26 protein-coding genes are annotated in these 26,421 nt (G+C 57.5%); 12 read left to right on the forward strand and 14 right to left on the reverse strand.

Annotated elements, in window-relative coordinates:
* Nucleotides 1-2 precede the first annotated feature (2 nt).
* Together GOV87_RS04250 and GOV87_RS04255 are read right to left on the reverse strand one after the other, a co-directional pair.
* Nucleotides 3-995, reverse strand: a complete 993-nt coding sequence (locus tag GOV87_RS04250) for a branched-chain amino acid ABC transporter permease (protein WP_171210935.1) — start codon at nt 993-995, stop codon at nt 3-5.
* A complete protein-coding gene (locus tag GOV87_RS04255; RefSeq protein ID WP_171210936.1) occupies nt 992-1,858 on the reverse strand; it encodes a branched-chain amino acid ABC transporter permease in 867 nt (288 codons plus the stop codon). The genes GOV87_RS04250 and GOV87_RS04255 overlap by 4 nt, the downstream gene beginning before the upstream one ends.
* Before the next feature lie 190 nt (nt 1,859-2,048).
* Here GOV87_RS04255 and GOV87_RS04260 point away from each other — a divergent pair, with 190 nt between their 5' ends.
* Together GOV87_RS04260 and GOV87_RS04265 are read left to right on the forward strand one after the other, a co-directional pair.
* The gene (locus tag GOV87_RS04260; RefSeq protein WP_171210937.1) at nt 2,049-2,690 is read left to right on the forward strand and encodes a phosphoenolpyruvate hydrolase family protein; all 642 of its coding nucleotides are present in this window, start codon (nt 2,049-2,051) and stop codon (nt 2,688-2,690) included.
* Nucleotides 2,687-4,411: a phosphoenolpyruvate hydrolase family protein gene (locus GOV87_RS04265; protein ID WP_171210938.1), complete on the forward strand. Its 1,725-nt coding sequence runs from the start codon at nt 2,687-2,689 to the stop codon at nt 4,409-4,411. Before GOV87_RS04260 ends, GOV87_RS04265 begins: the two co-directional genes overlap by 4 nt.
* 13 nt (nt 4,412-4,424) lie before the next feature.
* Here the strand turns inward: GOV87_RS04265 and GOV87_RS04270 are convergent, their stop codons facing one another.
* Together GOV87_RS04270 and GOV87_RS04275 are read right to left on the reverse strand one after the other, a co-directional pair.
* Nucleotides 4,425-4,805 carry a hypothetical protein gene (locus GOV87_RS04270; RefSeq protein ID WP_171210939.1) on the reverse strand — a complete coding sequence of 127 codons (381 nt, stop codon included), beginning with the start codon at nt 4,803-4,805 and terminating at the stop codon, nt 4,425-4,427.
* A 57-nt stretch (nt 4,806-4,862) separates the two neighbouring features.
* Nucleotides 4,863-5,801: a haloalkane dehalogenase gene (locus GOV87_RS04275; protein ID WP_171210940.1), complete on the reverse strand. Its 939-nt coding sequence runs from the start codon at nt 5,799-5,801 to the stop codon at nt 4,863-4,865.
* Between the two features lie 102 nt (nt 5,802-5,903).
* On the opposite strand from GOV87_RS04275, the gene GOV87_RS04280 reads away from it, so the two are divergent.
* A complete protein-coding gene (locus tag GOV87_RS04280; RefSeq protein WP_171210941.1) occupies nt 5,904-6,791 on the forward strand; it encodes a LysR family transcriptional regulator in 888 nt (295 codons plus the stop codon).
* Between the two features lie 517 nt (nt 6,792-7,308).
* Here the strand turns inward: GOV87_RS04280 and GOV87_RS04285 are convergent.
* The 9 genes from GOV87_RS04285 to coxB all read right to left on the reverse strand — a co-directional run bounded on the left by GOV87_RS04285 (nt 7,309) and on the right by coxB (nt 14,883).
* Nucleotides 7,309-7,893: a GNAT family N-acetyltransferase gene (locus GOV87_RS04285; protein ID WP_171121872.1), complete on the reverse strand. Its 585-nt coding sequence runs from the start codon at nt 7,891-7,893 to the stop codon at nt 7,309-7,311.
* Nucleotides 7,893-9,155, reverse strand: a complete 1,263-nt coding sequence (locus GOV87_RS04290) for a pitrilysin family protein (protein ID WP_171210942.1) — start codon at nt 9,153-9,155, stop codon at nt 7,893-7,895. Before GOV87_RS04290 ends, GOV87_RS04285 begins: the two co-directional genes overlap by 1 nt.
* Nucleotides 9,152-10,540 (reverse strand): threonine synthase, encoded by a 1,389-nt coding sequence (thrC, locus tag GOV87_RS04295; protein WP_171210943.1) that lies wholly within the window; start codon nt 10,538-10,540, stop codon nt 9,152-9,154. The genes GOV87_RS04290 and thrC overlap by 4 nt, the downstream gene beginning before the upstream one ends.
* Nucleotides 10,537-11,214, reverse strand: coding sequence for an SURF1 family protein (locus GOV87_RS04300; RefSeq protein ID WP_171210944.1), 678 nt, complete (start codon nt 11,212-11,214; stop codon nt 10,537-10,539). The genes thrC and GOV87_RS04300 overlap by 4 nt, the downstream gene beginning before the upstream one ends.
* Before the next feature lie 156 nt (nt 11,215-11,370).
* On the reverse strand, nt 11,371-12,186 hold the full coding sequence (locus GOV87_RS04305) for a cytochrome c oxidase subunit 3 (RefSeq protein ID WP_171121868.1): 816 nt from the start codon (nt 12,184-12,186) through the stop codon (nt 11,371-11,373).
* 22 nt (nt 12,187-12,208) lie between these two features.
* On the reverse strand, nt 12,209-12,784 hold the full coding sequence (locus GOV87_RS04310; RefSeq protein ID WP_171210945.1) for a cytochrome c oxidase assembly protein: 576 nt from the start codon (nt 12,782-12,784) through the stop codon (nt 12,209-12,211).
* Complete coding sequence (locus GOV87_RS04315; RefSeq protein WP_162896804.1) at nt 12,784-12,945, reverse strand: hypothetical protein; 162 nt, start codon at nt 12,943-12,945, stop codon at nt 12,784-12,786. The genes GOV87_RS04310 and GOV87_RS04315 overlap by 1 nt, the downstream gene beginning before the upstream one ends.
* Entirely contained in the window at nt 12,942-13,898 is a 957-nt protein-coding gene (gene cyoE / locus GOV87_RS04320; RefSeq protein ID WP_171125683.1) for a heme o synthase, read from the reverse strand. Before cyoE ends, GOV87_RS04315 begins: the two co-directional genes overlap by 4 nt.
* Nucleotides 13,899-13,971: 73 nt before the next feature.
* On the reverse strand, nt 13,972-14,883 hold the full coding sequence (gene coxB, locus GOV87_RS04325; protein WP_171121865.1) for a cytochrome c oxidase subunit II: 912 nt from the start codon (nt 14,881-14,883) through the stop codon (nt 13,972-13,974).
* A gap of 175 nt (nt 14,884-15,058) precedes the next feature.
* Between coxB and tldD the strand changes: the two genes are divergently transcribed.
* From tldD to GOV87_RS04350, 5 genes are all read left to right on the forward strand, one after another.
* Complete coding sequence (gene tldD / locus GOV87_RS04330; protein ID WP_171210946.1) at nt 15,059-16,480, forward strand: metalloprotease TldD; 1,422 nt, start codon at nt 15,059-15,061, stop codon at nt 16,478-16,480.
* 238 nt (nt 16,481-16,718) lie between these two features.
* Nucleotides 16,719-17,849, forward strand: a complete 1,131-nt coding sequence (gene dprA / locus GOV87_RS04335) for a DNA-processing protein DprA (RefSeq protein WP_171210947.1) — start codon at nt 16,719-16,721, stop codon at nt 17,847-17,849.
* 152 nt (nt 17,850-18,001) lie between these two features.
* Nucleotides 18,002-20,620, forward strand: coding sequence for a type I DNA topoisomerase (gene topA, locus GOV87_RS04340; RefSeq protein WP_171210948.1), 2,619 nt, complete (start codon nt 18,002-18,004; stop codon nt 20,618-20,620).
* A 92-nt stretch (nt 20,621-20,712) separates the two neighbouring features.
* Nucleotides 20,713-21,417, forward strand: a complete 705-nt coding sequence (locus GOV87_RS04345; RefSeq protein WP_171121862.1) for a CoA transferase subunit A — start codon at nt 20,713-20,715, stop codon at nt 21,415-21,417.
* Nucleotides 21,417-22,043: a CoA transferase subunit B gene (locus GOV87_RS04350; protein ID WP_171121861.1), complete on the forward strand. Its 627-nt coding sequence runs from the start codon at nt 21,417-21,419 to the stop codon at nt 22,041-22,043. Before GOV87_RS04345 ends, GOV87_RS04350 begins: the two co-directional genes overlap by 1 nt.
* A 41-nt stretch (nt 22,044-22,084) precedes the next feature.
* Here GOV87_RS04350 and GOV87_RS04355 read toward each other — a convergent pair whose 3' ends face one another.
* The gene (locus tag GOV87_RS04355) at nt 22,085-22,945 is read right to left on the reverse strand and encodes a lytic transglycosylase domain-containing protein (RefSeq protein WP_171121860.1); all 861 of its coding nucleotides are present in this window, start codon (nt 22,943-22,945) and stop codon (nt 22,085-22,087) included.
* A gap of 355 nt (nt 22,946-23,300) precedes the next feature.
* On the opposite strand from GOV87_RS04355, the gene GOV87_RS04360 reads away from it, so the two are divergent.
* The 4 genes from GOV87_RS04360 (at nt 23,301) to GOV87_RS04375 (ending at nt 26,416) form a co-directional block, all read left to right on the forward strand.
* Nucleotides 23,301-23,510, forward strand: coding sequence for a Flp family type IVb pilin (locus tag GOV87_RS04360; protein WP_171210949.1), 210 nt, complete (start codon nt 23,301-23,303; stop codon nt 23,508-23,510).
* Between the two features lie 78 nt (nt 23,511-23,588).
* Nucleotides 23,589-23,795: a hypothetical protein gene (locus tag GOV87_RS04365; RefSeq protein ID WP_171125691.1), complete on the forward strand. Its 207-nt coding sequence runs from the start codon at nt 23,589-23,591 to the stop codon at nt 23,793-23,795.
* 147 nt (nt 23,796-23,942) lie between these two features.
* The gene (gene cpaB / locus GOV87_RS04370; protein ID WP_171121857.1) at nt 23,943-24,818 is read left to right on the forward strand and encodes a Flp pilus assembly protein CpaB; all 876 of its coding nucleotides are present in this window, start codon (nt 23,943-23,945) and stop codon (nt 24,816-24,818) included.
* A gap of 191 nt (nt 24,819-25,009) precedes the next feature.
* The gene (locus GOV87_RS04375) at nt 25,010-26,416 is read left to right on the forward strand and encodes a type II and III secretion system protein family protein (protein WP_171210950.1); all 1,407 of its coding nucleotides are present in this window, start codon (nt 25,010-25,012) and stop codon (nt 26,414-26,416) included.
* Nucleotides 26,417-26,421: the final 5 nt, after the last annotated feature.

Genomic DNA, 26,421 nt, shown 5'->3' on the forward strand with positions numbered 1-26,421 from the left:
TCTTAGGTTCCTCCCAATGAGTTTGCTCGGACAGTTGATTTTTCTTTGACTTCTGGACGGCGCAGCCGCGCCATCCAGTCACTTGCCAGTTGTTGCAGCCCGCCCGGGGCCACGATCACGATCAGCAGCAGCACGACGCCAATCAGCGTGTTGAACCGCTCGCGGTCGATAAGGTCGACGGCGAAGGTGTCCAGCAAGACAAAGACCACCGCGCCCACAAACGCTCCGCCCGGATGGCGCAGGCCCCCGATGACCGAGATGATGAGGATGTCGATGATGGGCCCAAGGCCGACCGAAAAGGACGAGATACGTTCCTGATACCAAACGTTCAGAATGCCCCCCGCCCCAGCCAGCAGGCCCGAGAACGCAAACGCGGCAACAATAGGGGTGGTGACGGAAATCCCCAGCGCCAGCACACGACCGGGGGCGTCACGCACGGCCTGAATGGTCAGGCCCAGCGGCGAGCGGACAAAGCCGCTGACCAGCGCCAACGCAAGCGCGGCCATGCCCAGAGACAACAGATACAAAGGCAGCGGATCGCGCAGGCTGAGGCCGTCAACTTCGGGCGCTCGAACGCCGGAAAAGCCAGTCCAGCCATTGAAGAACGTATAGTTCTGGCGCGTGAAGTAGAAGAACGCCACCCCAATCGCCAGCGTGATCATGATGGCATAAATCCCGCGCGACCGGCGTGCAATCAGGCCGACCAAGGCACCAGAAACGGTCGCGAGGATCAGCGCAAGCGGGATCGAGACCCAGAATGGCAGCGGAACCCCGATCCCCACCGTATTGGGACCAAAGAAGGCGATGGTGTAACCCGCAATCCCGGCCATGGTCGCCTGCGCGAACGAGACGACGCCCAGATAGGTCGCCAGAAAGCTGAGGCTCAGCGCCATGATGCCAAGTATCAGCGAACGTGTGGCGACCTGCGTCAGCCAGAAATCATTCAGAACGAAGGGCAGGATCAGCAGTGGGATAAGGATCAGCGCCTGTTTCATAGCTCGGCCTTTCCAAGCAGGCCCTGCGGGCGCACCGCCAGAACAAGCACCATGATCGCAAAAGTGAAGACCACGCCGTAGGTGGGCGCATAGGCCAGGCCGTATTGCTCGGCCAGACCAACCAGCAGCGCGCCCAAAGCAGCCCCGCCGATCGAGCCCATTCCGCCGACGATCACCACCACCAGCGAAGACAGCAGGAATTGCAGGTCCGTCCCCGGCGCAATCGACAACGCGCTCGCAGCGACGACCCCAGCCATTCCGGCCAACATGCCGCCCAAGGCAAACACAATGACAAAGATGCGGTTGATCGGGTATCCCAGCGCCCGCAGCATGTCCTGATCATCAACGCCCGCGCGGATCACGGCACCAAAGCGTGTCCGTTGGATCAGGAACCACAGGCCAATCCCAACCACCAGCGCGAAACCCATCAGCGCCAGACGGATATTGGCATATCCCACGCCCAGAACCGGCAGGCGCTGCCCTCCGGCCAAGGCATCGGGCAGTTCAACTTGATAGGTTAGCCCGCCCCAGTACCACAGCATCAGATCGGCCATGATGATTGAGATGGCAATCGAGGCGAGGGTTTGGCGCAGCTCATCCCCCTGCATCCAGCCCAAAACCCCCGCCTGCACGATAGCTCCGGCCAACGCGGCTGCCAGCCCACCACCGACAACGCCCAGCCCCCATGAACCAGTGACATCGACAATGCTGTATCCGACATATCCACCCAGCAGCAGCAACGCGCCATGGGCCATGTTCACCGTCCGCATTAGCCCGAAGATCAGGCTGAAGCCGCTGGCCGCCAAAAAATAGAGTGCTGCAAGCGTCAACCCATTCAGGGTGACGATCAAAAATAAGGTCATGGTTCCTCCCGCTTGGGGAAAGCATGACGCAGGAATTTGAGACATCACAGAGATAAGGGCATTTTCCGAGTGATAAATATAATGTTTAAAATCAAATAATTAAACTAAATCATCTTAACCAGTCTTGCCCAAAGTAAGAAAAAATGAGAAAAACCTTCCGAAGATGAGAAAATCTTTCCCAAGTTGAACCATGATCACTCTGACCCTGACCGGTGCGCAATCTGACGACTTTGCAGAAGCCAATCGAATCTACTGTCCAACGCTGAACGGTTTAACAGTGGCGCAAGCAGACCTGGCATTTGTCATGCCAAGGCTTGATCACAACAGAGCGGTCCGCGAAACGCCCCGGCAGGGCGATTGGGCCGCTCTGCTGGCGAGCGACCCGTTCGGCTCCGAAGTGGCCATGTTCTCGCAGCTTTACGCGCTTGGGTACCGTGGGATCACCAATTGGCCTTCGTCGATCCTGCTGGACGGCGCGTTGCGGCAATCCATGTCAACCATCCCAGCCTCGCCTGAATTTGAGTATGCGTTTCTGGCCCGCGCCCAACAGGCCGGATTTAGAACTCTGGCCTTTTTCATATCTTTGGCGCAGGGGCGTGGCGCTTTGAAGGCGGGGTTAAAGCATCTGGTGCTGCACCCTGGGTTGCTTGAGGTTGAAACCCGCGAAAGCAGCGCGCTGGTTCTGGGGTCTTTGCAACGTATCATCGACACGATCCGAACCGAGGCGCCCGATGTTACAATCTACGCCTACACGTCCGATTGGCATGAGCGATCCGTCCCGCTCAGTACGTTGGAAGTAGATGGACTGGTCAGATGTGAGGCCACTGCATGAGCGCGCGCAGAGACAGCTTCTTATTTGCCGCGGTCGTAGGCTCGGGACTGACTGCCAAGGCTGCTGACAAGGCGGGGGCCAATTATTTGCTTGCGCTCAATGCAGGCCGGTTTCGGGTTCAGGGCGCATCGTCACTGACCAGCTTTCTGCCGGTGCGCGCGGCCAATGACTGGGTCATGGAATTCGCCGAGCGTGAAATGCTGGGGCGATGTTCTGCCCCGATTTATGCTGGATTTTCGGTAAGCGATCCTCAACTTGATATTGCGGAATTGGTCCAAAAGGCCAAAGCATTAGGCTTTTCTGGCATCTGCAACTTCCCCTCGACCACATTGATCGACGGGCGTCTGGGCGCCTTGATCGAGCGCGAAGGGCTGGGTCTTGACCGGGAAATCGCGATGGTCAAGGAGGCCACAAATGTCGGGTTAGGTGTGTTTTCCTACGTCCAGACGAATGCGCAAGCTCGCAAAATGGTCGATGCCGGTGCAACGGCAATCTGCGTGAATATCGGCTTTACCAGCGGCGGAACAGGGGTAAACACACACCTGACCCTGGAGACCGCCGCAGCCCAAATTGACCGCGTTCTAGAGGGCGTTCCCACTTCGGTGGACAGACTTTGCCATGGGGGGCCGATCACCTCGCCCGAAGAAGCATTGGCCATCACTCGCCTGTGCGGTGTGCAAGGTTTTGTAGCCGGGTCAACCTTGGACCGACTGCCGGTAGAACAAACGTTGAATGAGGTGACCAAGGGGTTCACTGCCATTCCCAGCCTGTCACGGATCGAGACCGGTGCGCCAACGACTGAACATGAATTGGTCGGATCTTCTTTTTCCATGCAGTTGATCCGCGAAGAACTTGATGATCTTGCCCATGAGGATATCCCCGTCCTGTTCATCGGTGAAACAGGAACCGGCAAAAGTCGCGCAGCGCTCAAACTGCATCACGCAGGCCCGTCTGCACGACGGCAGCCAGTGGTTGTAGATTGCCCCGCCTTGGGCAGCGAGGACGGCGGCGCACACCTTCTGGGTAAGGTACACGGTGCTTCTGGTGCGACAGGGACACAGCGCGGCGCTTTGGAACAAGCCTCGGGCGGCACCGTCATTTTTGATGAAATCACCGCCTTGCTGCCGGAACATCAGGGCAAGCTTCTAAAGTTTACCGATGAAAAGACCGTGCAGCGTATCGGGGATCATACGCTCAGACGGGCGGACGCGCGGATCATTTCGACCACGACACAGGACATGATTGAAGCGGTTGAAGACAACAGGTTTCGCCAAGATCTATATTACCGGATTTCAGGGCACGAAATCCTGCTGCCACCGCTTCGCGAACGCGTGGACGATATCCCAGAGCTGGCACTGCACATCGGACGGCAGGTGATCAACGAGACTCCGAAATTCTCAAACGCAGCGCTTCGCCTGATGCTAGAGTACGACTGGCCCGGCAACGTGAGAGAACTTTATTTTGCGGTCCAGCGGGCGATACGCAAATCAGATGGGTCGACAATCAATCTGAAGGATGTCGAGTTCCTGCGCCGTAAGACCGCCTCGGTTTCAGCTACTCCTGCCCCAGAAACTTCGGCTGGAACGCTAGTTTCGGAACGCGACTGGATAGCCGAGGCTCTGGCCCGCAATGGCTTCCGCCGGGCGCAAACGGCACAGGAACTGGGAATAACCACCCGCACGCTTTACAACAAAATCAAGAAGCACGGCTTGCAGGGATAGCCCGCCAAACCGCTCACTTAGGACGCCAGGCAAAGTAGGCCTTCACAGGTTGGGTGAAGCTCAGGCCCAGTCCGATCAGCGCGACCGCAAACCCAACAAATGCCTTGGCGGGGAACGAGATCAAAAAGTCGGTGACAATGGCTGCGCGCAATCCGATGATCGAGCGCTTCACGATAGAAGCCACGATTGCCGCAAAGGTCACGATGTATCCGATCATCGTCCAAAAGATCAGTGTGACAGCACTTGGGCCGCCGACCGTTCCGACCTGAAGATCGTAATACTTGAAGCCGATCAGCAGGCCCAAAGCGAGGAAGATCTTAAGGGCGTTCAAAATAAAGATGACGCGGAGAAGCGGTGGCTTGGCAAAGCCGATATCTGTGTCGATGGTGGTCATTTTGGTTGATCCTTTGATGTGTTGGATTGGCCGCGCGCCATCGCCCGGCCACTGAAATCAAACGCGGGTCAGCCAGTCAGCCAGGCCTTTGCCGATCTCGTCCGGGTATTGCTCTTGGATAAAGTGCCCACCCTCGCCGAGATAGATTGCCTCGGTGTTGATGAGGTTTTCCTTGATCCATTCGGCGGCAAAGTCTGGGATTACCGCGCCCGGGCTGACATGGAACATCAATTTCGGGAACGTGCTTTCAGCGACAAAATCCGAGTTGGCCTGCACAACCGCATGCACGTCCGCGGGGCTGCCCTCCATCGGGATTTCACGGGGCCAATCCAGCAGGATCTGGCGTGAAGCAGCGGTAGGGTATGGGCGATTGTACTCGGCCATGACTTCATCACTCAGCCCGACCCCATCGTGGCGCATAAAGGCATCAATAAACAGATTCTGCTCCATGATCATCTGCTCACCAACGCCAGGCGTGCGAATACCGGTCATGAACTGCACCAACTCAGGCGGCAGGACACTCATGTCTTTCATCGGCATGAAGGGTGGTGCCATGGCTTCCATGAATGCCACAGCAGAGATCCGATCAGGACGCGTCCTCGCGTAGTGCCACCCCAGTGCAGACCCCCAGTCATGAATCACCAGCACTGCATCCTTTAAGTCCAGACTGTCGAGGAATGTGTGCAAGTAGTGCGCACTCTCATGATAGGTTTCAGTCATCTTAGGCTTGTCACTGTCGCCCATACCCATCAAATCAGGGGCGATGGCACGATGACCGTCGGTGACGTAAGGAATGATGTTCCGCCAAAGATAAGAAGAAGTCGGATTGCCGTGCAGAAAGACGACCGGCCTCCCCTCACCTTCATCAACATAGGCCATCTTGTGGCCCAGTATGTCAGCGTATTTCTTTTCGTACGGCGCGGCGTATGAGGGGGCTGGCAACGCTACTGCTGCGGCCATCGCGGCGGTGGCTCTGAGGAAGACTTTGCGGTCCATGGCGTTCTCCAATTGCTGTTGACGCAATCTGGTTACGGATAGACTTGCGGCCAATAAATGCGCAATATGAACCCTAGTGGTTAGAAAACTGACCAAAGGTGAATGATGGATTGGACGGGCCTCCCGTATTTTTTGGCCGCCGTACGCAGCGGTACGCTTCGAGGTGCTGCGGAAATTACCGGAGCAACACATGCGACCGTAAAGCGCCACATAGAGGTTCTGGAGACTAGCTATGGCGTCCAGCTTTTTAGGCGTACTCGTCGCGGGTTGGAGTTGACCTCGGCAGGGCGCGACCTTTTACCCTTGGCTGAGGAAGCAGAGTTGAAGGTCAACGAAGCCCGGAAACGCGTCCAAGGTCTCGATCGGGAAGAGACCGGCGTAGTTAGATTTTCAACGACTGGCACGCTCATATACGAGATCGTCGCGCCGCTTCTCGCCAAGTTTTCCAACGCCTATCCCGACATTGATTTGGAAATCCGGGTGTCCGACCAGTTTGAAGACATTAATCGCCTTCAGACCGATGTGTCCTTGCGATACGCGCATCAAGTCGAAGATGACGTGATCGCAAGAAAGTTCTATCAGATGGCGCTCGTCCCAATGGCCAGCCGAACCTACCTTGAAACCCACTTGCCGATTGCCGGGCCGAAAGGTGAAGGTCTGACTTGGATCGGATGGGACAAAGCAGAGAGGCACCCTGATTGGGTCGCGGAAACCGCTTTTTCGTTGGCCAAGGTGCGACACGCAACAATGGACCCGGTGTTGCAGTTGTCGCTGGCACGCCAGGGTGTCGGCATCATCAACTCTGCCGCGTATTTCACCACGGTCTATCCCGAACTCGTGCCCGTCCCGGGTGTGACACCAGTCTTGGATCGCAATTTATGGCTCCTGTTTCACTCGGAACTGCGCCGTACTGTTCGCGTGCGCCGTTTCATCGACTTCATGAGTAAAGAGCTGATAGCTTTGAAGCCGCTGTTACAGGCGGGGATGTAGCTTTCTAACCCGCGCCCATTTCGCAGACTTATTCGGCAAATACGAACTCATGACATTCCAAAAGGAACACATCAGGCAACCGGACCGTCATTTCAAACTGCACCATTTCACCTTCAGATGGGGATTGCGCCAGTAATCTCTGTGTCGCCGATGACGCTCTTTGAAATACCAATCACGGGAGTCAGTGAGGCGCAAATACTAAAGACGTTTGTCGAAGGTGATATGGTTTTTGAAGCCGAGTAACGTTTTTGAGTGGTGAATATCCAGCCTTCTTGCCGCGCGTGCCCGCCATTGGCACGCCTTGATGAATTGGTCGCTTCCGGCCCAAAACAGACCGTTGTCGCGGCAATAGCCTATGAGCTGTCCGCCGCTTCCATCTATCCTGAACGCCACTAGGTTCGTTGCGCACTCATCGCCTAGCCGGTGGAAAATGCCCGAGGGCGTAAGTGAATTGGGCTCACGCTGACAAATGCGGCGTAGCACCAGCCAAAAGTGCATTCGACGCCTTGGCTGTGCCCTACCCAGCGTCCGTCTTGCCGCGCCGATCCGAGCGCAGACAGGCGTACAACACATGCGTCCGCCACCGCCCGTTTATCTGTAAATAGGACTGCGCCACGCCCTCATATTTGAACGCCGACCGCTCCAACAACCCGCGCGAAGGTTTGTTTTCGGGCAAACACGCCGCCTCGATCCGGCTCAGGTCAAGTCGGGTAAACGCATGGTGCACGACCGCGCCAATCGCCTCGCGCATATAGCCATTGCGCGCATAAGCCTGCCCGGTCCAATAGCCCAGCGTCCCCGCCTGTGCCGGTCCGCGGCGGATGTTGTCCAGCGTGATCGCACCCACCAGCACATCATCCTCGCGCCGGAACAGAAACAACGGTATCGCCGTCCCACTCGCGACCGAGCGCTGCGCCCAATAGACCCGGTTGGTGAAGGACTTGCGGCTAAGGTGATCCTTGGCCCAGATCGGTTCCCACGGCGTCAGGAACTCTTTCGAGGCCCGCCGCAGCGCGGCCCAATCGTTGAAATCGGAATGAACCGGCGGGCGCAGACTAAGACGCGCTGTCTCAAGTTTCAGCTTACGTCGGCCCAACAGCATCACGCCGCACGCCTCTCCTGCAATTCTGCCAGCGTTGGCGCGCCGGATACCGGGCCGTACAAGGCCAGCGCGGCCGGAGCACTGATCGCCAGACGTTCAGCAAAATCGCGTACGTCAACGGTGCTTACAGCGTCAATTTTAGCGATTGTTTCTTCAAGCGGCGGCACGTCGCCCCAAATCTGAACCAGCCGTGCCAATCGCTCGGCCCGGTTCGATGGGCTTTCCAACCCCATCAGCATTCCGGCCTTCATCTGTGCGCGGGCACGGGCAACTTCTTCGGGGTTCATGTCATCGGCGGCGCGCTTCATCTCGTCGATGGTGATGGTCGCCAGTTCGCCAACCTGATCTGCCGAAGTTCCGGCATAAATCGTCGTGGTCCCGGTATCAGCATAGGCTCCGGTCTGCGCGAAAATCGTGTAGCACAGGCCCCGAGTCTCTCGGACTTCCTGAAACAGCCGCGAGGACATGCCACCCCCCAGCGCTGTCGAGTAAATCTGGGCCGTATAGATCGCATCATCACGGTAGCCCGGGCTTTCAAAAGCCAGCGCGAAATGGGCTTGTTCCAAATCCTTTTGCTGTCGGGCTTCCCCGCCTGTGAACCGGGCTGCTTCGGCAATCAAACCTTTGCGCGGATGCAGATGGCCGAACATCCTTTCGGCCATTTTCATCAACGCGTCGTGGTCCACCGCACCAGCCGCCGACAAGATCATCTGTTCCGGCCCATAGTGCTCGGACACAAAACCGGACAGATCCTCACGCGAAAACGCAGAGACCCGCTCGGTCGGCCCCAGAATGGTGCGGCCTAAAGGCTGGTCGTGATAGCTCTGCTCTTGCAGCCAGTCGAAAATCACATCGTCGGGCGTGTCATATGCCTGACCGATTTCCTGCAGGATCACGCCGCGCTCAACCTCGATCTCGCGCGGGTCGAAAACCGGGTTCAGAACGATGTCGCCGATCACGTCCATGGCCAGCGCCACGTCATCTTTCAGAACACGCGCGTAATAGGCCGTCACCTCGCGCGAGGTATAGGCGTTGATATATCCGCCCACATCCTCGATCGCTTCGGCGATTTGCAGCGCGGAACGCCGCTCGGTTCCCTTGAACGCCATATGTTCAAGGAAATGCGCGATGCCGTTCTGTTCGATCCGCTCATGCCGCCCACCGGCGGTCACCCAGATGCCGATGGCCGCAGATTGCAGCCCCGGCATATGTTCACTGACGATCCGAAATCCGTTCTTCAGCTGGTCTTGTCTGACAGTCACTCGGCGATATGCCCTTTGATATGATCCTCGAGGGCACCCAGATCATTGGCAATCCGCGTTACCCGTTCCGGACGTTCATACAGATCAGACATGCGGGATGGAAGAGGCGGATGCTCCCCGCTCGCCTTCTCGACCGCCGCCGGGAATTTCGCCGGATGTGCGGTGGCCAAAGTGATCATCGGAACCTCTGCCTTGCGATGCTCCTCACCGACCTTGATACCAATGGCCGAGTGCGGGCAGACCAGCTCAGCGCTATGGGTCAGCGTCTGCTTGATGGTCTCAAGCGTTTCATCCTCGGACACACGGCCAGAGTCAAAGCTTTCGCGCAGCGCCTCCATTGCGCCTTGGCTGACGTTAAAGCCGCCAGTCTTCAGTTCATCCATCAATTGTGCCACGGCGCTGCCGTCCTCGCCATAGGCATAATACAGCGCCCGTTCAAAGTTCGAGCTGACCTGAATATCCATCGACGGGCTGATCGAAGGGATGGTGTCGCCTTTGAAATACCCCTCACCCGAGAGACAGCGATGCAGGATGTCGTTCTGGTTCGTCGCCACCACCAGACGGTCGATGGGCAGGCCCATACGTTTGGCCAGATAGCCCGCAAAGATGTCGCCGAAATTGCCGGTGGGCACGGTAAAGCTGACCTTGCGATGCGGTGCGCCAAGGCTGACGGCGGCCGAGAAGTAATAGACGATCTGCGCCAACACCCGCGCGAAGTTGATCGAGTTCACCCCGGCCAGTTTCACCCCGTCGCGGAAGTCGAAATCGTTGAACATATCCTTCAGCGCCGCCTGACAATCGTCGAAGTCACCATCCACAGCCAGCGCATGAACATTGCTGTCGGCAGGCGTGGTCATTTGACGGCGCTGCACCTCGGACACACGGCCATGCGGAAACAGGATGAACACGTCCACAGCGTCCAACCCCCGGAACGCCTCAATCGCGGCTGAGCCGGTATCACCACTGGTCGCGCCCACGATGGTCACACGGTCATTGCGCCGTTTCAGGGCCACTTGGAACAACTGACCGATCAGTTGCATGGCGAAGTCCTTGAAGGCCAGTGTCGGCCCGTGGAACAATTCCAGCAGAAAGTGGTTTTCGTTCAACTGTTTCAACGGCGCGCGGGCGTCGTGACCGAAGCCTTCATAGGCTCGCGCGATGATGTCTTTGAACTCATCTTCCGAGAACGAGCCGCAGACATAGGGCCACATCACGCGAAACGCGATTTCTTCATAGGGCAGACCGGCCAATGCCGCGATCTCATCATGGCTCATCACCGGAATCTCGGCCGGCAGGTACAGGCCACCGTCGCGGGCCAATCCAGTCAGCATCGCCGCTTCAAAGGTCAGTTCCGGCGCTTGGCCACGGGTCGAGATGTATTTCATTGCGTTTCACTCTTTGCAGGGGCGCGGTTGCGCCACAGGAAATAACCGGTCATCGCGGCCCAGACCAGAGCCAGACCAAACCATGTGATTGCGTATTGCAGATGATCGTTTGGGATGCCCGCCGTATCCACTGGCAAGGGCGTTATGCCGGGATCGGTTTCCGATCGGGCGATCAACAGTATCGGCTCTGCCCCAAGCGCAGCGGCCAGATTGGGTACGTCGCGCGCGAACCAGATGTTGGCGTCGATATCGGCGTCGGGCGTATAACTGTCGATCTCATCCGGCCAGTGCAGGTTGCCGGTCACGGTCATTGGCCCATTCTGGCGTTCGGCCTGTTTCTCGGTGGTCGGCACAAAACCGCGATCCACCATAATAGTTCGGTCCTGCGTGCTGAACGACTGGATAATCCGATACCCCGCCCCGACCTGTTTGACCGAGACAAGAACGTGGATTTCCCCCGGCTCCATATCACCCGAAATCGTGACTGGCAGGTATTTGTCAGCATCTGCTGAAATGATCTGCGGAAGGCTCACGGGTTCTGCCGCGATGCGTGCGTCGATTTCGGCCAGAACACCCTCTTTCCAGGCAAGCCGCTGCATCTGCCAGATGCCTAGCGAGATCAGCACGCCCAGACCGGCGACACCAAAGATCAGGAGGAACAAAATGCGGCGCATGGCGGGGTCGTGACCTTATTGCAGAAACCGGCGTCTTGTTAAGGGCGGAGCGGTCCCGATTGCAACCACGCAATTGTATGGGGCGCAATCTTGCGTCCAAGTAAGGAAAAAGCCGCCCCAACGGGCGGCTTTTGCATTTGGTTCACCTGATCAGCGTCACATCAACGGGGCTTGTCCCCAGATGTAGACAGCGAAGAACAGGAACAGCCAGACAACGTCAACGAAGTGCCAGTACCATGCGGCAGCCTCGAAACCCACGTGCTTTTCGGGCGTAAAGTCTCCTCGAAGGGCGCGGATCAGACAGACCGTCAGGAAGATCGTCCCGATGATGACATGCGCGCCATGGAAACCAGTCGCCATGAAGAAGTTCGAGTAGAATTGATCGCCACCGAATTCCCAGCCTTCATGGGCCAGCAGTTCATAGTATTCAAACGCTTGCAGGAAGGTAAATGCGATACCCAGTACAATGCCGATCGCCAGGCCATTGATCAAAGCCTTGCGATCATTGTCATGTACCAACGCGTGGTGCGCCCAAGTAATCGCGCAACCCGACAGCAGCAGGACCAGAGTGTTGATCAGCGGCAGGTGGAACGGATCAACCGCGTGGATATCCGGCTGAATGTATTCGGTGCCGGCATAGTCGTACATCGGATACATGCGATGCTTGAAGAACGACCAGAACCAGGCAAAGAAGAACATCACCTCGGACATTACGAACAGGATGAAGCCATAGCGCAAGCCGATACGCACAACCGGCGTGTGATCGCCCGCACGGCTTTCGGCCACCACTTCGGACCACCAGGCGAACATGGTGTAAAGAACGGCCACCAGACCCATCCAGAACATGAACGACGTAACGCCGTGCATCCACAGGACGGCTCCGAAAAGCATCACAAAACCGCCGATCGCGCCGATCAGCGGCCAGATCGACGGGGCCAGAATGTGATAATCATGGTTTTTAGCGTGTGCCATCAGCGTCCCTCACCTAAAGGCATTAGTTCGTTGTTGTATCAGCCTGCGCATCTAGGGCGGCATAGCCCTCGGGCAGGTCAATTTCGTAGAATGTATACGACAGAGTGATCGTATGCACATATTTCGCTTCCAGATCCTCGACCATTTCAGGGTCGACGAAAAAGCTTACCGGCATCTGAACCCGCTCGCCGGGTTCAAGCACCTGTTCCTCAAAGCAGAAACAAGCGATTTTCTGGAAATAGCCACCCGCAGAATACGGCGCGACATTGTAAGACGCCTGCCCCGCAATCGGGCGATCGGTCGGATTATATGCCTCAAAAAAGGCCAACCCGGTCTCGCCGATGCGCACTTCCATCTCGCGCTCGACCGGTTTGAATTCCCACGCCATATCTTTGGCTTTGGACGCATCAAAGCGGACGGTAACAGTACGGTCGAGAATGTCCTCGGGCGCGGCCTCGGCCACACCAGTCGTGCCGCCAAACCCGGTGACGCGGCAGAACCAGTCATAAAACGGCACCGCAGCCCATGCGAGGCTTCCCATCAGGATCACCACGCCAACGGTCTGCGCAACAGTCTTCTGAGGACCTGACAGCGCCATCAGTTCTGCACCTCTTGCGTGGCCATATTGAAGTCGGTGCCCGAGACTTTGACGATCGTCAGACCGAAGATGATCACGATAAAAGCGGCCAACGTCAGGCCAACACCCAAATTGCGGCTGAACCGGCGCTGATGCAGTTCATGGCTTTTTCGCAAGCTCATGACCAGCCTCCCAGACCATAGGGTCTCAGCAATGCCTCAACCAGAATCGCACCGAAATGCAGGAAAAGGTACAGCAGCGATAACTTGAAGAAGCTCCGCTCAACCTTGAAGTTATCAGCTTCCGAGTCGTCTTCGGTCCGACGCGCGATTGCCCATGCGCCCCGCAGGAACAAGGCATTCATCACAACGGCTACGGTCAGATAGATCGGGCCACCAATGCCCGAAAACGCCGTTCCAACGGCCAGCGTCGCCAGAAGCGCGGTATAGATCAGAATGTGCCAACGGGTTGCACGGCGACCATGCGTTACGGTCAGCATCGGCACACCGGCATCGTCATAGTCCGAGCGCATGAACAAGGCCAGGGCCCAGAAATGCGGCGGCGTCCACATGAAGGTCAGAGCGAACATAAGCCACGGTTCGATCGACATCGAGCCCGTGGCAGCAACCCAGCCGATTACCGGCGGGAACGCCCCTGCTGCGCCACCGATTACGATGTTCTGGGGCGTCAAGCGCTTCAGCCACATCGTATAGACGACAACATAAAAGAAGATCGTGAACGCAAGGAATGCCCCTGCGAACCAATTGGTTGCCAGCCCCAGCATAATGACGGACAGGCCCGACAGCGCCAGCCCCAGCGACAGCGCCTCGCGTTCCTGCACTTTTCCAGCCGGAATCGGGCGGCCCTTGGTGCGTTTCATCACCCGGTCGATATCCGCATCCCACCACATGTTCAGCGCGCCAGACGCGCCGCCACCGATAGCGATGAACAGGATTGCACAGAAACCGACGAACGGATGCACCGATACCGGCGCCGCCACCAGCCCCACCAAAGCCGTGAACACCACCAAAGACATCACACGTGGCTTCAGCAAAGCGAAATAGTCGCCAAAGCTGGCCTCATCCGCGTGCGCCGTGGCGGTCACTTGGCTGGCATTGATGCTTGCGTCGCTCATGTCCGGTCCTTTTGGGGCAAAAGCTGCGCGATCCCCGCGCAGCCTGCTTGTTTCAATCTAGGCCGTTTGCGGCTTAGTTCGAGGCAACCTGATACGAGGCTGGCTGACCCGCGTACTCTTCCAGAGCACCCTGCAGCCATTCCTCATAGGCCTCTTCGCTAACCACTTTGACGGTGATCGGCATATAGGCGTGATCCTTGCCGCACAGTTCCGAACACTGGCCGAAATAAACGCCTTCTTTGTCGGCCTGGAACCAAAGCTCGGCCAGACGACCGGGAACACCGTCTTGCTTTACTCCGAAGGACGGGATGGTCCACGAATGGATCACGTCCGACGCGGTCACCTGCATCACAACGATCTTGCCAACCGGAACAACGACGGCAGTGTCCGTGGCCAGCAGCCACTCGTCTTCACCATAGCCGGAATCTGCAAGCTTGGCCCGCATCGCATCATCCAGAACGAAAGGCGTGACATCTGCGTCAGCCGGGCGCGCACCCTCGTCCAAGGTGGCCGGGTGGCCCAGCAGATAGCTGTCGAAGGCAAAGTCATGGTCAACGTATTCGTAGGTCCAGTACCACTGGTTGCCGACGACCTTGATAACCACGTCACCTTCAGGAATTTCCTGCTGCTTGAACAGAACCGGAAGTGAGAAGGCGCCGATGAAGACCAGAATCAGGATCGGGCCCAAGGTCCAAGCGATCTCAACTGGTGTGTAGTGAGAGAATCGCGCCGGCGTCGGGTTTACGCGGCTATTGTAGCGCACGATGCAGTAGACCAGCAGTCCGGCAACCAACAGGCAGATGGCGGTGATGATCACCAAAATCATTCCGTCCAGCCGGTGAATCCCCTCGGCCAGGCTGGTGGCTGCGGGTTGAAAACCCAAACCGCCATCAACCGGCTTGCCAATAATTTCAAGCTCCTGAGCCATGGCAGGCAGGCTGGAGAGGGCTGTCATGAGCCCCGAAAGCATCAAAGCATTCTTCATTTTCTGTCCTGATCGTTTGATCTTTGCGTCCCTGGCGAAAAGGTGTGAATCGGTCGCACCTCTCCCGTTGTCTTTGGCAGCGTTAAAAACCATATTCCGGGTGGTAGATAAAGCAAAATGCTTGCGTCAAACAGACGCTATTTTTGATCTGGATCAAACTCGAAAGGTCCCACCCATGACGAATGACCCGTTTCGCCCCTTTGAAAGCGCCCTTCCCCACGACGAAGCGCTTGCGGTTTTGCAACCTGCCACCGCCGGGGCCGAGGACGGAGAGTTGTTTGTGGAACGCCGAAAATCAGAAGCTCTGGTCTTTGACGACGGGCGTTTGCGCACTGCGTCTTACGATGCCTCCGAAGGGTTCGGCCTGCGCGCGGTTCAGGGCGAGGTGGCGGGTTATGCACATTCCACCGACGTCTCGATCCCGGCGCTGAAACGTGCTGCAGAGACAACGCGCCTGGCCGTCGGCGATGGTGGCGGCACCTTGGCCAGAGCGCCACGCGCCACCAATACACGCCTTTATACAGACGAGGACCCGATCGAATCCGCCAGTTTCCCGGTCAAGATCGAGACCCTGCGCGAGATTGATGCCTTCGCCCGTGATCTTGATTCCCGTGTCGTTCAGGTCAGCGCCACGATTGCGGCTGCGGTGCAAGAGGTCGAGATTCTACGCCCAGACGGCGTGATCGTCCGTGATGTACGCCCGATGACCCGCCTGAACATATCGGTGATCGTCGAGCAGAATGGCCGGCGCGAAAGCGGCTCGGCAGGCGGGGGCGGTCGTGTGGGTCTGGACGGGCTGATCGACCCTTCCGACTGGCAGGACAAGGCACAAGAGGCGCTGCGGATCGCACTGGTCAATCTGGACGCCATCCCAGCGCCCGCGGGTGTGATGGAGGTCGCGCTTGGCCCCGGCTGGCCCGGTATTCTGCTGCACGAAGCCATCGGACACGGGTTAGAGGGAGATTTCAACCGCAAGGGCAGCTCGGCCTTTGCAGGGTTGATGGGTCAGCAGATCGCCTCCAAAGGCGTGACCGTGGTGGATGACGGCACTATCCCGGACCGTCGCGGCTCGATCTCGGTCGATGACGAGGGTACGCCAAGCTCGCGCACCGTTCTGATCGAGGACGGTATCCTGACTGGTTACATGCAGGACCGCCAGAATGCGCGCTTGATGGGGGTTGCGCCCACCGGAAATGGCCGCCGACAAAGCTATGCCCATAAACCGATGCCGCGTATGACCAACACCGTCATGCTGGGCGGCGACGCGGACCCCGCATCGCTGGTGGCCGATATCAAGGACGGTATCTGGGCTGTCGGCTTTGGTGGCGGGCAGGTGGATATCACCAACGGCAAATTCGTCTTTTCCTGCACCGAGGCCTACCGGGTCGAAAATGGTAAGATCGGTGCGCCGGTCAAAGGCGCGACCTTGATTGGGGACGGCCCGTCTGCCCTGAAGCGTATCCGCGGGCTGGGCAACGACATGGCGCTAGATCCTGGCATGGGCACATGTGGCAAGGACGGCCAATGGGTGCCAGTCGGCGTCGGGCAGCCGACTGTTCTGATGGACGGCCTGACTGTCGGCGGATCGGCGGCATAAACTAGAATCGCGGCGAATTTTGTGGGGCGCAGGGTTAATACTGCGCCTCGATTCCTGCTTGCGCTGTCCAGTGGCGCTCAGGCCACGCTTGCGACGCGTTTATATTTTCCATTGATTTTCAGATTGTTACGCGAAAACAGTAGTTCAACCTACAAAAATATCAGAAAAATTTGAACGGATTCAGAAGCTGTTAACCACTCCAGCCGTAAACCAGTTCTGCAATCAGGCGGAGCAACGGATGACCGAGGAGCAGCTTTCTTCCAATCACCCCACACTCCCACCCACCACGGAAGAGGGTCGGTTTTCCTGGCTTCGTCTGTTGCGCTCGCGCAAGGTCGGTCCAGCGACGTTTCGTCGACTGCTGCGGGAACATGGCTCGGCGCAGAATGCGCTGGCCGCGCTGCCTGAAATGGCGCGCGCTGCCGGAATAAAAGGGTATGAAATCTGCCCGCCCGGTGTGATTGAGGCGGAACTCAAGGCCGCAAAAGCCGCCAACGCGCGGCTTTTGTGCCTTGGGGCCGCTGACTTCCCGACCGCTTTGAATGACCTAAACGACGCACCGCCGATGTTGTGGGCAGTCGGTGATGTATCACTGCTGCAAAACCCATCGGTTGCAATGGTCGGTGCACGTAATTGTTCATCACTGGGCGCGCGCATGGCGCGCGGGTTGGCTACCGATCTGGGCAAGCATGGATATGTGATTGTCTCCGGTCTTGCCCGCGGGATCGACACGGCGGCCCATATCGCGGCGCTGGACGCTGGCACTGTGGCTGTCATGGCCGGAGGGGTCGACGTGATCTATCCGTCAGAAAACACCGATCTGGCCCATAAAATCGCCGAAAACGGATTGCGGGTGTCGGAACAACCCATGGGCGTGACGCCTCAGGCCCGTCATTTCCCGCGCCGCAACCGGATCATCTCGGGCCTTTCACAGGCGGTTGTGGTGGTCGAGGCAGCGGCCAAGTCCGGCAGCCTGATCACTTCGCGCGACGCATTGGATCAGGGGCGCGAAGTTCTGGCCGTGCCCGGCCACCCCTTTGACGCCCGTGCCGCGGGGTGCAACCTGCTGATCCGCGACGGCGCGACTCTGGTACGCTCGGCGGAAGACGTTATCGAAGCGCTGCCCAAACGTGAAATACCTTCACCCGTTCAAGCCGAACAGCCCCCCCGAACAGACAATTCTGAAGCTAACGTAGAATCGCTGCACGCGGCGATCCTGACGCGCCTCGGGCCGTCCCCGATTGCCGAAGATCAACTGATCCGCGATATTGCAGCCACTGCCGGGGAAATCGGCCCGGTGCTGGTAGATCTGGAATTGGACGGGCGCATCCAAAGACAACCCGGCGGACTTCTATCGTTATCGGCCTGATCGAACGAATACGCCATTGTTCTACCCGTATCACTTTGAAATCACCGCCAAATCGCTTTGGCAAAAGGAACGCATTGACAATTCGCTCTTGCCCTCCACATTTTGCACCATCATAGAAGGCGCCAAATTCGTCGAGCGAGGTTTTCCCTTAAATGCCTGTAGTTGTTGTAGAATCCCCTGCCAAGGCCAAAACGATCAACAAATATCTTGGCGATGACTACACGGTTCTGGCGTCTTATGGTCACGTGCGTGACCTGCCGCCCAAGGACGGATCGGTCGATCCTGACCACGAATTCGACATGAAATGGGAGGTTGGCAATGACAGCCGCAAGCATGTCAAAGCGATCGCCGACGCGCTGAAAGAGGACAACGCCCTGATCCTCGCCACTGACCCTGATCGTGAAGGCGAGGCGATCAGTTGGCACCTGCAAGAGGCGCTGACCAAGCGCCGCTCGATCAAAAAGGACACGCCGGTCAGCCGCGTGACCTTCAACGCGATCACCAAGGACGCCGTGACCGAAGCGATGCAGAACCCCCGTCAGGTCGATATGCCTTTGGTCGAGGCTTATCTGGCCCGTCGCGCACTGGATTACTTGGTGGGCTTCAACCTGTCCCCCGTCCTGTGGCGTAAGCTGCCCGGTGCGAAATCGGCGGGGCGTGTGCAATCCGTCTGTTTGCGTCTGATCGTCGAGCGCGAGATGGAGATCGAGGCGTTCAAACCGGTTGAATACTGGTCGGTCAAAGCGCTGTTCGAAACGCCGCGTGGTCAGACCTATGAGGCGCGTCTGGTCACTCTGGCCGGGAATAAACTGGATAAGCACGACCTGAAGAACGCCACGCAGGCCGAACTGGCCGTTCAGGCAATCACCAGCCGCGCTCTTACCGTGACCTCGGTCGAGGCGAAGCCTGCGGCGCGCAACCCCAGCGCTCCGTTCATGACCTCGACCCTGCAGCAGGAAGCCAGTCGCAAATTCGGCATGGGCGCGCGCCACGCAATGCAGGTGGCACAGCGGCTGTATGAAGCCGGCTACATTACCTATATGCGGACCGATGGCATCGACATGGCCCCCGAGGCTGTGGCCGCCACCCGCGATACCATCACCGACCGCTATGGCGCGGAATATGTGCCTGACAGCCCCCGCATTTACAAGAATAAGGCCAAGAACGCGCAGGAAGCGCACGAATGTATCCGCCCTACCGACATGTCGCGCGACGCCAACGATTTGAAGGTGACGGATGAGGATCAGCGAAAGCTGTATGATCTGATCTGGAAGCGCACCATCGCCTGCCAGATGGCCGCTGCCCGGCTGGAGCGGACCACCGTTGAGATCGGCAGCAACGATGGTCAGGTCGGCCTGCGCGCTACCGGTCAGGTTGTCATGTTCGACGGATTCATGCGCGTCTATGAGGAAGGCCGCGACGACGTAGCGGATGACGACGACAAGCGCTTGCCCCAGATCACGCAGGGCGATCCGGCGCGGTTTGCAAAGGCCTCGCTCAAGGATCAGTTCGCCAAGGCCGAAGACAAAGCAGCGGTTCTGTCTGAAAACGAGGCGGTTCTGGCCCTGCAACATCACACGCAGCCCCCCCCGCGCTATACTGAGGCCACCCTGGTCAAACGAATGGAAGAACTGGGGATCGGGCGCCCCTCCACCTATGCCAGCATCGTGACCACGATTCAGGACCGTGAATATGTGCGCAAGGACAAGAACCGGCTGATCCCCGAGGAAAAAGGCCGGATCGTTACGATCTTTTTGCTTAATTTCTTCCGACAGTACGTGGGATACGAATTCACCGCCAATCTGGAAGGTGAGCTGGACGATGTCAGCGCGGGTGAGCGGGATTACAAAGACCTGCTGGGTAAGTTCTGGCGCGATTTCTCAGCCGCGATTGGAGAGACATCGGAACTGCGCATTTCCGAAGTGCTGGACAAGCTGGACGAGGCGCTGGCCCCGCAGCTTTATCCACCTCGTGAAGACGGCTCTGATCCCCGTGTCTGCCCGAAATGCGGTGTAGGTCAGCTGCACCTGAAAACCTCGCGCACAGGCGGGTTTGTGGGCTGCGGCAACTATCCGGAATGCACCTATACCCGCCCCATCGCGGGCGAAGGGGCCGAGGGCGATGAGCGCCTGCTGGGTGAAGATGCAGGCGATGAGATCTGGCTGAAATCCGGTCGGTTTGGTCCTTATGTTCAGCGCGGCGAACCCACGCCCGAGAACAAAAAGCCCCCCCGTGCGTCCCTCCCCCGTGGGTGGAGCAAGGATGACATGGATCTGGACAAGGCACTGACACTGTTGTCTTTGCCTCGCCAGATCGGCGAACACCCCGACGGCGGCATGATCAGCACGAATTTCGGACGGTTTGGGCCATATATCATGCACCAACTGCCGGACGAGGCGAAACCAGTCTATGCCAATCTCAAGGACCCGAACGATGTGTTCGAGATCGGGATGAACCGTGCCGTCGAACTGTTGGCCGAGAAACGCGCAAACCCGGGGCGCGGACGGCGCGCGGCGGCAAAACCGCTCAAGGAACTGGGCGATCACCCCGATGGTGGGGCAATGCAAGTGCTGGACGGGCGCTATGGGCCATATGTGAAATGGGAAAAGGTTAATGCAACCATTCCCAAGGACATCAAGCCCGAGGACGTGACGCAGGAAATGGCCATCGAACTGGTCAACGAGCGCGCCGCCAAGAAAGGCACTAAAAAGAAAGCCGCGCCGAAGAAGAAGGCAACGGCCAAGAAGACGACCAAAAAGGCGGCCTCATAGGTAGAAATACCACCACCCCCTTGGATTCGTTGACTTCCCCGTGACGTGGCGGCACAACCTGCCCATCACCATGTCATTGGGGGAGTTTCTTCATGAAAAAAGTCTATGCCAATGCCACCGATGCGCTTGATGGCGTGTTGTCGGATGGCATGCTGATTGCGGCGGGCGGGTTTGGCCTGTGCGGCATTCCCGAGCTTCTGTTGGAAGCAATTAAAGAGTCCGGCGCTCAGGACCTGACATTTGCGTCAAACAACGCGGGTGTTGATGATTTCGGCATCGGTATCCTGCTGCAAACCAAGCAGGTCAAGAAAATGATCAGCTCTTACGTTGGCGAAAACGCGGAGTTCATGCGTCAGTACCTGGCCGGAGAGCTTGAGCTAGAGTTCAACCCGCAGGGCACTCTGGCTGAGCGTATGCGCGCCGGCGGCGCTGGTATCCCCGGTTTCTACACCAAGACCGGCGTAGGCACCGTGATCGCCGAAGGTAAAGAGCACAAAGACTTCAACGGCGAGACTTATATTATGGAGGAAGGCATCTTTGCCGACCTCGCGATCGTCAAGGCGTGGAAGGCCGACGACACCGGCAACCTGATCTTCCGCAAGACTGCGCGTAACTTTAACGTCCCCGCCGCGACTTGCGGCAAGATCTGCGTGGCCGAAGTTGAAGAGATTGTCCCACGTGGTTCCTTGGACCCCGACGCCATCCACCTGCCCGGCATCTATGTGCACCGCATCATTCAGGGTAGCCACGAAAAGCGCATCGAACAGCGCACCACCCGCAAGAAGGAGGACGCATAATGCCTTGGGACCGAAATCAGATGGCCGCCCGCGCAGCGCAAGAGCTGGAAGACGGCATGTATGTAAACCTCGGGATCGGAATTCCGACGCTGGTGGCGAACTATGTGGGTGACAAGGACATCACTCTGCAATCGGAAAATGGCATGCTGGGCATGGGCCCTTTCCCGTTCGAGGGCGAAGAAGACCCCGACCTGATCAACGCAGGCAAGCAGACGATCACCGAACTGTCCCGCACATCTTATTTCGACAGCGCCACATCCTTTGGCATGATCCGGGGTGGCAAAATCGCCGCTGCCGTGCTGGGCGCGATGGAGGTTGACGAAGAGGGCGATCTGGCCAACTGGATGATCCCCGGCGTACTGGTCAAAGGCATGGGCGGCGCGATGGACCTTGTGGCCGGCGTTGGCCGGGTGATCGTGGTGATGGATCACACCAACAAGCACGGCAAGTCCAAACTGCTGAAGAAATGCACCCTGCCCCTGACCGGCAAAAAGGTGGTGAACCGAATTATCACCAATCTGGGCGTTCTGGATGTCGTGGACGGTGGGCTAAAGATCGTCGAGACCGCCGAGGGCGTTACCGAAGACGAAATTCGAAGCGCCACCGAAGCAACCATCGTCAACTGACAAGCATCACGGAAAAGGCCCACCAGAACGGCGGGCCTTTTTTAGTTCTGCGTCTGGAACACGCACCCGTCCGAGATCAGCTCAGGCGGCGTGGAACACAAAGCCCGTGCTATCTGAAACGCGGCCAGCACTTTGGGAACGTAATTGCGCGTCTCGGAATAAGGCGGGACCCCACCGTGTTTGCGTACCGCGCCTTCACCGGCGTTGTATCCGGCAAGAACGAGGATGGGATCGTTCCCGAACTCTTCCATCAACCAGTTCAGGTATTTCACACCGCCAGAGATATTCTGGCCCGGGTGGAAGCTGTCTTTCACGCCAAACCGTCTGGCCGTCGCAGGCATCAATTGCATCAGGCCCTGCGCCCCGGCGGAACTGACCGCATCCGAACGGCCCGCGGATTCCACGGAAATCACAGCCAGCACCAAGGCGGGTGAGACATTCGTGCCGACGGTGGAGCGAAGAATCTCAATCCCCTGCTGCTGCGCAATGTTCTGAAGCGTCTGCAATCGGGGCGAGGCGACATTGATCGCAGCCAGCGCGTTTATCGCCTCATCCAGGCGTCCCGCGCCAGATCGCGCCAAGTCGGGCGAAATCTTTTCCCAGAACTCCTTGTAGGAACCGGTGGGCTTTTCGGCCCCTCCCGGCAGGCTAGGGGGCGCAACGCGAGTCCGCGCAATAATCTCGGGAACAGCGATCTCGGTTCCGGTACTTGGGGCGAAAGGCGCTGTGGCATGTTCCTCGGGCGAGATTTGAACCGTGATCTTAGGGCGCGTACCCGGCTTTGGCGCTTTGACTCGTTTATATACGCCTCTTGGTTCTACGGATTGCGCAACAACAGGTGCAGGGCTGAAAAACAACGCAGCCACAACACCGACGCAGAATATTGCGTCCCTGAGGTTCATTTTGCCCGCCTCATGCATTTATCTTTTGATTGATTTGAACCCCAGAACCGGCCCCAAAACCAGAAAAACCACCGGAATTGGGGCATTTTCGCCTCATTTGGCGCAATTTTGCATCGGGCGAATGGGTCGCCTGAACTAATTTCGCATTTTTTATCTTTATATTTCAGTAGCTTGACAAAAAAATTACCGGAAAGTTAACATTCGGCGAAAAAAAAATGGTTTTGGCCCAATTCCTGCCACGCACGCCAGTCAAACATAATGCCATACCGAGACGGTCAAGAGCGGACTGAGAGACGAAGCTCTGTAAGACGCCGAGGTTTAACAGACTATTTTGATCCTTTAGGAGGGACGTAACATGATCAAGTTCATCAAGAACTTCCGCAAAGACGAAGACGGCGCCGTAACAGTTGACTGGGTCGTTCTGACCGCAGCTATCGTTGGCCTGGCAGCCGTTGCTTACACCCAGGTTGGCGCAGGTACTTCGGACCTGGCCGGCGAAATCGACACGGCTCTGTCGGGTGTATCCGTAAGCGTTCCGGCAATTGGCGGCGCAGCAAGCCAGTAATAGCCCGAACAGCATTTTAAGAGGGGTCGCGTTCGTCAGATTGCGACCCTTTTTTATGTCAAAAAGCTGGATTGAAAAATGAACAGAATCGCAAAATATCTATTTGGTGAAGATGGGGCCATCACCGCCGACTGGGTTCTTTTGACGGCGGGTCTGGTCGGCTTTGGCGCAATTATCTTCGTAAACCTTTCTCCATCCATTCAACACGTGGACAATCAAACCGGCAATGCGCTCAGAGGTGCCGAGGTGCGAGACCCCAGTTTTCAGATACCCGCATCCGAGTAACGTTTGACTGGATCGACCGAAAATCCACGGACGCAAAAAAAATCAAGGATTGTCCCCCTTTTCGACACAATTCACGATTAGCGAGGGATGAGCTGACGCGCATTCGTTGCGACGTCATGAGTAAACAGAATAAGCGAGGGGACGCGAATGCGTGCAGTATTTGGACTAGTCCTGATTATCGGGGTGGCTCTGGCCGGTGGCGCAGTCTATTTGGCACAAGACTACATCTCCAAAACTCAGGCTGAACTTGAAAAAGAGAAGCGCGCCGCGCAGGACGCGCTTGCGAATGTAAAGACAATCACAACAATTGACGTCTTGGTCTCGAACCGCGCGCTGAAATACGGCGAGCGCCTGACCGAGGAAGACATCCGCGTTGTGCAATGGCCTGAAGATGCGATTCCCGAAGGCACCTTTTTGGGATTGGCGGAATTGTTTCCCGAAGACAAAAAAGGCGACCGCTTTGTCCTGAGAGCAATGGAAAAGGACGAAGCCCTGATGGAAGTCAAGGTGACCAAGCCCGGAGAATCGGCTGGCCTGACTTCGCGTATTGAAAAAGGGAAACGCGCTTTTGCAATCAGTGTTGATGTTGCATCGGGTGTATCGGGTTTCCTGCGTCCGGGTGACAATGTCGACGTTTACTGGACGGGATCGGTGAGTGGTGCAATCGCTGGCAACAGCGGTGAAATCACGCGGCTGATTCAAACCAACATTGAACTTATCGCGGTTGACCAAAAGGCGGGCTCCGACCTGACAGGTGCAACCATCGCGCGCACCGTCACGGTCGCGGCGACGCCTGAACAAATTGCTGCCCTGGCACAGGCGCAGAACACAGGTCGACTGTCTCTGGCACTGGTAGGAGTTCAGGACGAAACCGTCGCAAGCGCGGTTGAAGTGGACCAGAGAAAGCTGTTGGGAATCAAAGAAGCCGCCCCTGCTCCGGTGCAAGTCCAGGAAGAAGTTTGCACGGTAAATACCCGGCGTGGAGGAGAGATCGTGAAAACAGTGATTCCCTGCACAAACTGACGCCAAATCAGCGATTTAGACGTACAAGCCGCGCATCTTGCGCGGCTTGTGTTATTTTGGATGTTGCGCATTATCCACATAAGGAAAATTCCAGAAACCATTGATTATTGCAATAAATTCACAAGTCGCGCAGTGTTAACTGGCATAAGGCACTAGACCTACAACGAGGCGTGATCGGAGAGGCAGGTCACATGAAAATACAATCTTGGATTAGCGCGACCCTTTTGGGGTTGGCGCTTGTAATGAGTTCCGTCGGCGATGCCGCCTGGGCTCAAAGTTTGCGCGTGGTTAAGAAGGGTACGGCGGAAACGCTCGATGTCCCGATGAACCGCGCCATTGTCGTAGAGAGTGAGGAACCGTTTGCCGAACTCAGCATCGCCAACGCCGGCATTGCTGATATTTCGTCGCTTTCGGACCGCACGATTTATGTTTTGGGTAAAGCCCCCGGCTTGACCACCCTGACGCTGTTTGACGGGGCGGGCAACTTGCTTGCCAACGTTCGCGTCCGCGTATCTCCGGACGTTTCGGAGTTTAAAGAGCGTCTGCGGCAGATCCTGCCAAGCGAACCGATCGAGGTCCGCACGGCAAATGACGGGATCGTGCTGTCCGGCACTGTTTCCAGCTCGGCCAAACTGGCCCGGGCACTGGAACTGGCAGAGCGCTACGCACCCGAGCGTGTTTCGAACCTGATGTCGGTTGGCGGCGTTCAGCAGGTCATGCTGAAGGTACGCTTCGCCGAAATGAGCCGTTCGGTCGCAAAAAGCCTTACAGCATCGCTGGGCTTTGGCGGTAGCGACGTAACGGGTGGTTTCAACACCTTGAACAACGCTTTGTCGCTACAAAACGCGATCAACAACAACATTCCGGTATCTCAGACCAACACAGGCGCGATCCTGTTCGGTTTTGGTGCCGGTTCGACGCAAGTTCGCCTGTTGTTGGAAGCACTTGAGGCAAAGGGCCTGGCGCGCAGCTTGGCGGAACCCAACCTGTCTGCCCTGTCCGGGCAGGAAGCTGAGTTCCTCGCGGGTGGCGAAGTACCAATTCCGGTCCCTGCCGATGACGGCAACATCGCGATCGAGTATCGGGCCTTCGGTGTTCAGATTATCTTTACTCCGCGCGTTGTGGACGGTGATCTGATCAACCTTGAGATGGGCACATCTGTTTCAAGTATCGACAATAACTCGGACTTTACGATTGCAGGTAACAATGTTCCTTCGTTCGTTGCACGTCGGACCAAAACAACGGTCGAACTGCGCGACGGTGAAAGCTTTGCAATCGCGGGCCTGATCCAAGACGACTTTGCGGACCTGAACAACCAGGTGCCATGGCTGGGCGACGTCCCCGTTCTTGGGGCCCTGTTCCGCAGCGCCGAGTATCAGCGTCAGCAAACCGAACTGGTCGTCATCGTAACCGCACACCTGGTGTCGCCGACTCGCGGTGAAGCTCTTGCTCTGCCGACGGATCGGGTCAAACCGCCAAGCGAGTTCGATCTGTTCATCAACGGCCGGACCGCAAGAACCGAACGTCTGGGTTCCGGTGGTGCGTCTGAAGTCGCCAAGCAAGACTTCGGTAGCTCATACGGCTACGTGCTGGAATGATAAGG

The sequence above is a fragment of the Ruegeria sp. HKCCA5426 genome, assembly GCF_013034585.1.
Classification (GTDB): Bacteria; Pseudomonadota; Alphaproteobacteria; order Rhodobacterales; family Rhodobacteraceae; genus Ruegeria.

Excerpts from the sequence above, each read along its gene's own strand:
- GOV87_RS04250 (WP_171210935.1), bottom strand. The coding sequence starts at position 995 with ATGAAACAGGCGCTGATCCTTATCCCACTGCTGATCCTGCCCTTCGTT.
- GOV87_RS04255 (WP_171210936.1), bottom strand. The coding sequence starts at position 1,858 with ATGACCTTATTTTTGATCGTCACCCTGAATGGGTTGACGCTTGCAGCA.
- GOV87_RS04260 (WP_171210937.1), top strand. The coding sequence starts at position 2,049 with ATGATCACTCTGACCCTGACCGGTGCGCAATCTGACGACTTTGCAGAA.
- GOV87_RS04265 (WP_171210938.1), top strand. The coding sequence starts at position 2,687 with ATGAGCGCGCGCAGAGACAGCTTCTTATTTGCCGCGGTCGTAGGCTCG.
- GOV87_RS04270 (WP_171210939.1), bottom strand. The coding sequence starts at position 4,805 with ATGACCACCATCGACACAGATATCGGCTTTGCCAAGCCACCGCTTCTC.
- GOV87_RS04275 (WP_171210940.1), bottom strand. The coding sequence starts at position 5,801 with ATGGACCGCAAAGTCTTCCTCAGAGCCACCGCCGCGATGGCCGCAGCA.
- GOV87_RS04280 (WP_171210941.1), top strand. The coding sequence starts at position 5,904 with ATGATGGATTGGACGGGCCTCCCGTATTTTTTGGCCGCCGTACGCAGC.
- GOV87_RS04285 (WP_171121872.1), bottom strand. The coding sequence starts at position 7,893 with ATGCTGTTGGGCCGACGTAAGCTGAAACTTGAGACAGCGCGTCTTAGT.
- thrC (WP_171210943.1), bottom strand. The coding sequence starts at position 10,540 with ATGAAATACATCTCGACCCGTGGCCAAGCGCCGGAACTGACCTTTGAA.
- GOV87_RS04300 (WP_171210944.1), bottom strand. The coding sequence starts at position 11,214 with ATGCGCCGCATTTTGTTCCTCCTGATCTTTGGTGTCGCCGGTCTGGGC.
- GOV87_RS04305 (WP_171121868.1), bottom strand. The coding sequence starts at position 12,186 with ATGGCACACGCTAAAAACCATGATTATCACATTCTGGCCCCGTCGATC.
- GOV87_RS04310 (WP_171210945.1), bottom strand. The coding sequence starts at position 12,784 with ATGGCGCTGTCAGGTCCTCAGAAGACTGTTGCGCAGACCGTTGGCGTG.
- GOV87_RS04315 (WP_162896804.1), bottom strand. The coding sequence starts at position 12,945 with ATGAGCTTGCGAAAAAGCCATGAACTGCATCAGCGCCGGTTCAGCCGC.
- cyoE (WP_171125683.1), bottom strand. The coding sequence starts at position 13,898 with ATGAGCGACGCAAGCATCAATGCCAGCCAAGTGACCGCCACGGCGCAC.
- coxB (WP_171121865.1), bottom strand. The coding sequence starts at position 14,883 with ATGAAGAATGCTTTGATGCTTTCGGGGCTCATGACAGCCCTCTCCAGC.
- tldD (WP_171210946.1), top strand. The coding sequence starts at position 15,059 with ATGACGAATGACCCGTTTCGCCCCTTTGAAAGCGCCCTTCCCCACGAC.
- dprA (WP_171210947.1), top strand. The coding sequence starts at position 16,719 with ATGACCGAGGAGCAGCTTTCTTCCAATCACCCCACACTCCCACCCACC.
- topA (WP_171210948.1), top strand. The coding sequence starts at position 18,002 with ATGCCTGTAGTTGTTGTAGAATCCCCTGCCAAGGCCAAAACGATCAAC.
- GOV87_RS04345 (WP_171121862.1), top strand. The coding sequence starts at position 20,713 with ATGAAAAAAGTCTATGCCAATGCCACCGATGCGCTTGATGGCGTGTTG.
- GOV87_RS04350 (WP_171121861.1), top strand. The coding sequence starts at position 21,417 with ATGCCTTGGGACCGAAATCAGATGGCCGCCCGCGCAGCGCAAGAGCTG.
- GOV87_RS04355 (WP_171121860.1), bottom strand. The coding sequence starts at position 22,945 with ATGAACCTCAGGGACGCAATATTCTGCGTCGGTGTTGTGGCTGCGTTG.
- GOV87_RS04360 (WP_171210949.1), top strand. The coding sequence starts at position 23,301 with ATGATCAAGTTCATCAAGAACTTCCGCAAAGACGAAGACGGCGCCGTA.
- GOV87_RS04365 (WP_171125691.1), top strand. The coding sequence starts at position 23,589 with ATGAACAGAATCGCAAAATATCTATTTGGTGAAGATGGGGCCATCACC.
- cpaB (WP_171121857.1), top strand. The coding sequence starts at position 23,943 with ATGCGTGCAGTATTTGGACTAGTCCTGATTATCGGGGTGGCTCTGGCC.
- GOV87_RS04375 (WP_171210950.1), top strand. The coding sequence starts at position 25,010 with ATGAAAATACAATCTTGGATTAGCGCGACCCTTTTGGGGTTGGCGCTT.